This is a genomic window from Pseudomonas sp. P4_C3 (genome assembly GCF_056402075.1).
The window spans coordinates 1-9,628 of record NZ_JBFUIC010000164.1; the positions used below are offsets into that span (position 1 = coordinate 1).

At 60.5% G+C, this 9,628-nt stretch carries 3 protein-coding genes; 2 read left to right on the forward strand and 1 reads right to left on the reverse strand.

The genetic code is table 11. The features are described 5' to 3' along the window. Both AC1DVH_RS21005 and AC1DVH_RS21010 read left to right on the forward strand, forming a co-directional pair. Positions 1-7,300, forward strand: a 7,300-nt coding sequence (locus tag AC1DVH_RS21005; RefSeq protein ID WP_477755420.1) for an SDR family NAD(P)-dependent oxidoreductase, incomplete at its 5' end; no start/stop codon positions are given. Positions 7,301-7,308: 8 nt separating this feature from the next. Further along, positions 7,309-8,658: an aminotransferase class I/II-fold pyridoxal phosphate-dependent enzyme gene (locus AC1DVH_RS21010; protein WP_477755421.1), complete on the forward strand. Its 1,350-nt coding sequence runs from the start codon at positions 7,309-7,311 to the stop codon at positions 8,656-8,658. A 156-nt stretch (positions 8,659-8,814) separates the two neighbouring features. Here the strand turns inward: AC1DVH_RS21010 and AC1DVH_RS21015 are convergent. Then, positions 8,815-9,628: capsular polysaccharide export protein, LipB/KpsS family (locus AC1DVH_RS21015; RefSeq protein ID WP_477755422.1), on the reverse strand; the 814-nt coding region annotated here is incomplete at its 5' end.

Here is a 9,628-nt window from a genome sequence, read left to right on the forward strand (position 1 = left end):
GGTCATGGACCCTCAGCAGCGTTTATTGCTGGAGCTTGGCTGGGAAGTGTTCGAGAACGCCGGTGTCAAACCGTCGAGCCTGCGTGGCAGCGATTGCGGTGTTTACCTGGGGATCGCCAGTGTCGACTACGGCTATCGTCTGACGCATGACATGTCGACGATTGATGCGGCAACCGCCACCGGTAATACCTTCAGTATCGCGGCCAACCGGCTATCTTTTTTTTATGACCTTCAAGGCCCGAGCATGGCCATCGACACGGCGTGCTCTTCTTCCCTGATGGCCTTTCACCAGGCTTGCCAGGCCATTCAGAACGGCGATATCGAACAGGCGATTACCGGTGGTGTCAGCCTGCATCTTCACCCTTTTGGCTTCTTGATCTTTTCCAAGGCTTCAATGTTGTCGCGCACGGGGCAATGTCATGTGTTCGATGAGTCTGCAGATGGCTATGTCCGTTCTGAAGGCGCGGGGCTTTTCTATCTGAAGGATTACGACAAGGCGATCGAGGACGCAAACCAGATCCTCGCGGTCGTTGCCGGCAGTGCGGCTAATACCGATGGGCGAAAGTCGAGTTTGACCGTCCCGAGCGCGGATGCGCAGATAGCCCTGATGAAGCAGGCCTACGACAGTGCTGGCATCAGTGCGACAGACATTGACTACCTGGAAGCTCACGGTACGGGCACGCCAGTCGGCGATCCTATCGAGAGCCGGGCTATCGGTGAGGCGCTGGGGCAGCAGCGCCCGGCGGATCAGCCACTGCTGATCGGTTCGATCAAAAGCAATATCGGGCACCTTGAGGCAGCCTCGGGTGTCGCCGGTTTGATGAAGGCGCTGTACTGCGTGATCGAACGCAAGGTGCCCGCCACCATCGGCATCAAGAAGCTCAATCCGAACATTCCTTTCGCTGACCTCAACCTGAGTGTGGTCACTGAAACCCAAGCGCTCAAACCCAGCGGAAAACTGGTGGTCGGTGTCAACTCTTTCGGTTTCGGCGGGGCCAACGCCCACGTCATCCTGGAAAGTCCGCCACAGGCGCCGCAGGCCCCGCGCCAGATGGGGCAGTCAGTGCCGTTGATTGTTTCTGCCAAGGACAACGCAGCCTTGGCGGCCCAGTCCGAACAGCTGGCGCAATTTTTGTCCGGGCCGGACGCGGCAAATCTTTACGACGTGGCCTACCAGTCGATGTTTCGCCGCGAGTTGCTCCCGCAACGGGTGGTGGTGTTCGGTGCGGATGCTCAACGCAGCGCTCAGACGCTATTGGATTTCGTCACGGAACCGGGCGTTCCGGCGTTGTCGGCGGTACTGGAAAGTGGCCGTGTCCTGGATCAGGCAAAAGGGCCCGTGTTCGTCTTCTCCGGTAATGGATCGCAGTGGCAGGGCATGGGCAAGTCGTTGCTGGCCGATCCGGTTTTCCATCAGGCGGTTGCCGAGGTGGACGCGGTTTTCCATGCGCTATCCGGCTATTCGTTGATCGCCGAACTGGCGGTCGAGCTGGGTGATGACCGCTATCAGTTGACTGAATTTGCGCAACCGGCGTTGTTTGCATTGCAAGTGGGTGTCACCCGCATGCTGGCCGAAAAAGGCGTAGTACCGGTGGCCGTCATCGGCCACAGCGTGGGTGAAGTCGCTGCCGCCTGGGCATGCGGAGCACTGACGCTGAACGACGCCACCCGTGTGATCTACCATCGCAGTCGCCTGCAAGGCTTGACCAAGGGCTGCGGCAACATGTCGGCGGTAGGGTTGTCGGGGGCGGACACTGCGAGCCTGTTGAAGACGCTCGACCTGGACAGCGAGTTGGTCGTCGCCGGCGAGAACAGTTTCAAGGGGGCGACCGTCGCCGGCCAGGTGGCTGCGCTAGAAACCCTGGAACACGCGCTGACCGAGCGTCAGGTATTCGTTCGCCGACTGGGTCTCGATTATGCGTTCCACTCGCCGGCCATGGATGTGATCGCCGATCAAGTCATCGACGTGTTGAGCGACATCGTCCCGGGTCACGCCAGTATTCCAATGTATTCGACCGTGACCGGCGACGTGCTGGCTGGTGAACATCTGGACGCCGGGTACTGGTGGAAAAACATTCGTTATCCGGTGCTGTTCAAGTCCGCCAGTGAGGCGCTCGCCGAGCAGGGCTACAACGTATTCGTGGAGGTCGGCCCGCACCCGATCCTGCGTGCCTATGTGGCCGATGCGATGGCCAGCCAGGAGCTGGAAGGGGTTGTGATCCCGACGGTGCTGCGTGGTGAAGAAAACCCGCAGATGATTGATCGTACGCTGGCGAAGGTACTGATTGCCGGTGTCGACATCGATCTGCAATGCCTGTTTCCTCACTCCGGCCGTTTCGTGCAATTACCCAATTACGCCTGGCAGCGCGAACGTCACTGGCACGCAGACACGCCCGAGTCTTCCGGCCACCTGAGCCGAGAGCGCGTCCATCCGCTGTTGGGTTATATGCTGCCGGAGCATGAATTCACCTGGGACAATCGCCTGGATACGCAACTGTTCCCGTCACTGGGCGACCACATGGTGGGCGACTCGGTGTTGTTCCCGGGCGCGGGTTTCACCGAAGTCGCACTCGCTGCTGCATTGCAGTATCAACCCGGTGAGTATGTGGAAATCGAAGAGCTGGAAATTCACAGCCCGCTCTTGCTTCACTCGGATTTCAGCAAAAAGGTCCGTGTGATGATCGACACTACCGACGGTGCCCTTTCCATCGTGTCGCGCAGCACTGCCCAGGCTGAGCCGTGGGTGCAGCATGTGGTTGCCAGGCTTGTGGGTGAAGCGCGCGGCGGGTTGCTGGCCAGCACCGCTCCAGTCGTTCCAGCGCGCGCTCCTGATTTCACCTCGTCCGGGCACCTGGCGCTGACCCGTGCGGTTGGTCTCAATTATGGCCCGGCTTATCAAGCCGTCGAGGCAGGCTGGATCGACGGCAACCAGGTGTTGGCGCGGTTGACGGTCCCGGCCCCGATCGAGGATGAACTCGCAACGTTGAATGTGCACCCGGCACTGCTGGACAGTGCCTTCCAGTTGATCACCCAACTGTTGGACCAGGAGGYCGACAGCCGCAAAGACCTGGCCTTTATCCCGGTGAAACTCGGGCGTATCGCCTTCGCTGCTGGCAGCCTGCCGCCTTGTCTGGCCCAGGTCACTCTGGTACGACGTTCAGCGCATTCCCTGTTGGCGGACTTCACGTTGTACGACGTCCATGGCCGCGCGGTCATCTGCATCAAGGACGCCCGTTTTCGTGGGGTTCGGCTGCACAAGGATCGCAGTGGCGACATCAAACTGGTGGACTTTGTCGGGGTTGCCAAACCCTATCCTGCGAATGAACGCGCATTGCCATTGGCGGACTCACGGTTGGAGGCGCAGTTGCAGCAGCACCTTTGCGCTATCGCGGATGATCCCGGATTGCTCCGTTATGCCGATGAAATCGACCCTTTGCTCGAGGGTCTGTGTGGCAGTTTCGTGCTGGAAGCCATCGAGAAGCTGGGCGGTGAGCTGACGCTGCAACAGCGCTCCACCTGGGAAGCAGGAGGTTATCTTGAGCATCTTCTTGAGCAAGCGCTGGAGGATGGCAGCCTGGTTGCGACAGGCGATGGCGGCTGGCAGCTTGCCGATCAAGGCGAGCGAGCGAGTGCGCAAGACATCTGGCAGGAACTGTTCAGCAGCTATCCCGAACACTTCCAGATCATTCATTCGGTCGGCCGGATCGGCATGCATCTGCTGGAGCTGATCAGCGGTCAGGTGAAGATTGCGCAACTGCTGCCACGGGAAACCACGCCCGCCGCATTGACCCGCCTGGTGCTCGGCGCGTCCGGTCACCAAGCGTTGCTGGGCGGTCTGCGAGAACATATCACCCAACGGTTGAGCGCTCTGCCTGACGGGCAGCGCCTGCGTATTCTCGAACTCGGTTTCGAGGGGGTACCACTGGCGGCAGACTTGTGTGTCGGCCTGGATTTTGACCGGGTCGATTATCAGTACTCTGCGCAGAACATTGAAATTGCGTCGATGCTCCAGGCTGAGCTCCCGGAGCTTCAGATACTGAGTCTGGAGGCGTCGGAAAAAATCGCCCGGGTGCCGGCGAACGACTTCGATCTGGTCCTTGTCGCCACCGACCTGGCACCGCTGGAAGCCGTCAGTCAAGGCTTGCACCATGGCGCTGCAAGGCTGTGTGCCAACGGTGAAGTGCTTCTGTTGGCGCAACACCCTGCGCGTTGGGCGGACTTCACATTTGGCGCCGAACCTTCCTGGTGGCTGGCCCGACAGGGGCAACAGGCGTTAGCGGTGCAACAGCCCCCGGGATTCTGGCAACAGGAATTGCGGCGTCATGGCCTGAAGGTGTCCGAGCCGCTGGAGTTCATTCCGTACTCGGCGTCTGGCTGCTATCTGTTGGTAGCCGCCGAAAATTGTGCGAAGACCCTCGCGGTTGCACGTGAGTATCCGCGCCAGAGCTGGTTGCTGGTAGCCGATGGGCAAGGTCCTGAAGCACCGTTTGCCCGGGCACTCGCCTCGATGTTGCGCGAGCAAGGTCAAGAGGCCGCGCTGCTCGCGCCTGGCTCGGCATCGGATCTGGCGCAACAGTTACGTGAACGTCCAGCGGTGCCTCAACACGTGGTAATGCTGGCCGGCCTGTTCGCACCCCAAGGGCTTGATGCCCAGGCTGACCGCTGCATGCACGCCGCAGCCATCACGCAAGCCTGTGAATCGGCCGGCGTCGCTGCGGATTGCTGGTTGCTGACCTCCGGCGCCGCCATCCATTTGTTACCGCAAGGCAGCCGCCTGGATACGACTGTGCAAGGCATTGCCGATGCTGCCTTGTGGGGCTTCGGTCGGACGTTGACGAACGAAGCGGTCGGTTGTCGAGTTCGTCTGCTCGATCTGGCGATTGGCGCTGGCGTCGAGGCCCTGGTGCCGGCACTGCTCAATGCGGATGAAGAAACCGAACTGGCGATCAGCGCGGCGGGCGATCGGTATGTCGCACGGCTGCGAATCCAGCCCGATGAGTTGCCAGGCAGTGCGCTGCTGGATGCGCCGACGCAGATCAGGCTCGGCTTCGATTTGCCGGGGCAGCTGCGCAATTTGCGCTGGGAAGCACGAGCGCCGCTGGTGCCGGCAGACGATGAACTGGATATCGAGGTTCAGGCCACGGGTTTGAACTTCCGCGATGTTATGTTCGCGTTGGGTCTGCTGTCTGATGAAGCGATCGAAAATGGCTTCTCGGGCCCGACGCTGGGCTTCGAGTTTGCCGGTGTGGTGCGCGGTAAAGGGGCGATGGTCGAGGGTGATTTCCAGCCGGGCGACCGTGTCGTCGGTTTTGGTCCGTCGAGCTTCGCCAATCGCCTGATCACCAATGCCAATGCTGTGGCGCGCATTCCTGAAGGCATGTCGTTTGAAGCGGCGGCGACCATTCCGAGTACTTTCTTCACCGTGTATTACGCCGTGCATCACCTGGCGCGGCTTGAACCGGGAGAGAAAATCCTGATTCACGGTGCAGCGGGCGGCGTCGGCATTGCCGCGATCCAGATTGCAAAATGGTGCGGCGCCGAAATCTACGCCACGGCGGGTAGCGACGAGAAGCGCGATTTCCTGCGCCTGTTGGGCGTCGAGCATATCTTCGACTCGCGTTCGCTGGCGTTTGCCGATGACATCCTGGCCATTACCGATGGCCGCGGCGTGGACGTAGTACTCAACTCCCTGGCGGGTGAGGCCATCAATCGCAACCTGCGAGTACTCAAGCCGTTTGGTCGCTTCCTCGAACTGGGCAAGCGCGACTTTTACCAGAACACCAAGATCGGCCTGCGGCCGTTCCGCAACAACATCAGCTACTTTGGCATCGATGCCGACCAGCTCATGAGCGAACGTCCGCAGCTGACCCGTCGGCTGTTTGGCGAAATGATGGCATTGTTCCGCGACGGCATTTTGAGTCCGCTGCCTTATCGCGCCTTCGATGCCAATGAAGTCGTCGAAGCATTCCGCTACATGCAGCAGGCCAGGCAGATCGGCAAGATCGTCGTCACCTACCGCACACCGATCCAGCAGGTTTTCCACGCGCCGGTGGCGCAGGCTCAGGCCTTGCAACTGGCCGCCGACGGCACCTACCTGGTGACGGGCGGGCTCAGCGGTTTCGGTCTGCGTACTGCGCAATGGCTGGTGGAGAAGGGCGCGCGTCACCTGGTGCTGCTCGGTCGTCGCGGTGCTGCTACCGAAGAAGCGCAGCCGGCGCTGGCGGCGTGGCGCGAGCAAGGTATCGAGGTGCAGGCGCTGGCTTGCGATATCACCGATAGCGCTCAATTGCGCAGCGTGCTGGCGAGCATCGAAGCCTCCAAGGCACCGTTGCGGGGCATCGTGCATGCGGCCACCGTGTTTGATGATGGGCTGATCCGCAACCTCAGCCAGGAGCAGTTGCAACGGGTGCTTGAACCCAAGGCCAAAGGCGCGCAATACCTGCATGAATTGACGGCCCATTTGCCGTTGGACTTCTTCGTGCTGTTTTCCTCGGCAACGACCTTGTTCGGCAACCCGGGGCAGGCCAACTACGTCGCCGCCAACCATTGGCTCGAAGCGTTGGCGCGTCATCGCCTGGCGCAGGGGCTGCCGGCAACCAGCGTACTCTGGGGAGCCATCGATGATGCGGGTTTCCTGGCGCGCAACCAGGACATCAAAGATGCCCTGCAAAGCCGCATGGGCGGTGCTGCCCTGCAGTCGCAAGCGGCACTGGAAACCCTGGAGCGGTTGCTGTTGCAGCGGCGTTCGGGGCTGGGCGTACTTGAGCTGGACTGGAAAGCACTGTCGCGATTCCTGCCGGCAGCCGGCTCGCCAAAATTCAATGAGCTGGCCAGATTGCACGGTGGTGAGCAGGACGAAGAAAGCGATGTCGACGATATCCAGCGGCTGTTGACCGAAATGGACGACTGCGAGCTGATCGAACTGTTCGGTGAAATGCTTAAACAGGAAATCAGCGAAATCCTGCGGTTACCAACCAGCAAACTGGACGCCACGCGACCGCTTCAAGAGTTGGGGCTGGACTCGCTGATGAGTGTCGAACTGGTGGTGGCAGTCGAGGAGCGATTCGGTGTGCGTCTGCCGGTAATGGAGCTGAGCGAAGCGTCAAGCATCGGCAAAATCACTGTTCGAATCCTTGAACTCCTGCGAGGCAATCAGGATTGCGATGTGCAACCGGATACCGAACATAACGGGCAGACGCTGACGAGCGATACGCTCGCCCGTCACGGGGTCGACATTTCCCGCGACGACATTGCGCCGTTGAGCACCCAGGATTTGAAACCTTCACGTTTGATTAATTGATCCGGACCATGACCAATAAAACCACGCCCGGGCTTGCCACTTCGATGAAGGACAAGTTGATTCAACAGGCCCTGGAACGGCGACTGCGCAAGATCGGCGATTGCGCTCCAAGCCCTTCACTAGAGGGCGTCAAAGGCGCCCCGCGCGAGGGCTTTGAGCAGTTTTGCCGATTTGATCAGCACCCTGGCTATCAGCATTTGCGCATCATGCTCGACGGGGCTGCGCGCTTCGGCCTGGCCAATCCGTTTTTCAAGTTGCACGAAGGTTTGGCGGGTGCGGAAACTGTCATGGGCGGTAGCCGCTACGTGAACTTCGCCAGCTACAACTACCTGGGCTACTCGGGGCATCCAGTGGTCGCTGAAGCCGCCAAAGCGGCCATTGATCGCTATGGAACGTCAGTTTCCGCCAGCCGTCYGGTGTCGGGCGATCGTCCGATCCATCGCGAGYTGGAGCAGGAACTGGCCCGGCTCTATGAGGTGGACGACGCTATTACTTTCGTCAGCGGCCATGCGACGAACGTGACCACCATTGGTTATCTATTCGGTCCGCGGGATTTGATCCTGCATGACGAACTGATCCATAACAGCGTTCTCCAGGGGATTCAATTGTCCGGCGCCCGGCGTCTCGTCTTTGCCCACAACGACTGGGAAGCGGTTGACCGGGTGTTGAGCGATCAGCGTCAGCATTTCGAGCGCGTGTTGGTGGTACTCGAAGGCATCTACAGTATGGATGGCGACTTCCCGGATTTGCCACGCTTCGTCGAACTCAGGAAGAAACACCAAGTGTTGCTGATGGTCGATGAAGCGCATTCACTGGGCGTAATGGGACAGACCGGCAAGGGCATCCGTGAACATTTCGGTCTGGCCGGCAGTGACGTGGATATCTGGATGGGCACCTTGAGCAAAAGCCTGGCCAGTTGTGGTGGCTATATCGCCGGTGAGTCAGCGCTGGTAGAGCATCTCAAGTTCCTGGCGCCGGGTTTTCTCTACAGCGTCGGCATGCCGGCACCGGTAGCTGCGGCAGCGTTGGCGGCATTGCGTTGTCTACCTGAGGATGGCGAGCGCGTCACAACCTTGCAGGCGCGCGGCAGGCAATTCCTCGAGTTGGCCAGGGACGCCGGCCTGGATACCGGCACAAGCACCGGTCTGGCAGTGGTGCCGATCATCACCGGCAGTTCGCTCAAGGCTACCCAGTTGTCCAGCGCGCTGTCCCGTCGAGGTATCAACGCCCAACCCATTCTTCATCCGGCGGTGCCCGAAAAATCGGCTCGTGTACGCTTTTTCGTGTCGTGCCTGCACACCCGGGAGCAAATCGCCGAAACCGTTGCCATTGTTGCGCAGGAACTTCAAAAACTATAAGCCGAGCAGCCGAAAGATCGATGCAACGGCGGAAAGCAACTGAGCCAGCAAGTCCACAAAATGACGGTGTGTACGCGTTTTTGCAGGCGCTGGCTTGCCAGCGAAGGCGGCCGAAAGCGCAACGCAAGTTTCAAAAACGCCTTCGCCGGCAAGGGATCAGAACATGCGTCTGAGGTAGCGGTGAATTTGTCGATAACGTGCGCAGCTGTCGAACAGGCCGGCTTCAGGATGGGAGTTGTACTCCCGGGCTTGATGGGGGCTGCACGGCAGGCCGCGAATCTGAACCAGTGGTTGCTCATCGCCACCCGGTGATTGCAGCATGCCCGGGCTGATGCGCCATAGCGGCACGCTGTGGGCCTCGGCACGGGATTGCAGATCGCCGGGTTCGCTGGCTCGCCACACCAACAGCTTGCCGGTTTCGCCGACTACGGATTGCATCAGCTCGGCACTATCGCTGACGAACGTCAACCGGCCCCATCGGCTTTTGAGCAGGGTGCGGATCGCCGGCCGCTGTCGGTGTGGCACACCCAGCAAGGTCAATGTCCCCGCGAACTGGCTGTCTTGGTGTTTTTGCCGGGCCAGTTGACGGGCCACAGTCATGACATCGCAACGCTGATCGGTCAGCGGGTCGACGTAGCGGCAATAGCGGATGTACGCCRCCGCCACCAACTGCTCAAGGTTCGGTCGGGCCTGGCGACGGGGGATTGCCTGGCGATCATCGGTCAGGCCCCAGCCGGCGTAGAACGGCAAGCCGAAGCAGGTGACCGGGATGCCTTGAATCATGGCCTCGAGCCCGGCCTGACTGGTACCTACATAGACCCGCTGCGCCCGGCGCGCCAGCGAGGCCCAGGACACATGGCGACTTTCCAGCGTCACGCCGCGGGCAAGAGCGGCGTCAAGCAGGCAACTTTTTTTGTGGCCGTTGATGCAGTCCGGGTGAATCCGCACCCGCACGTCCGCCTCGGGGTGT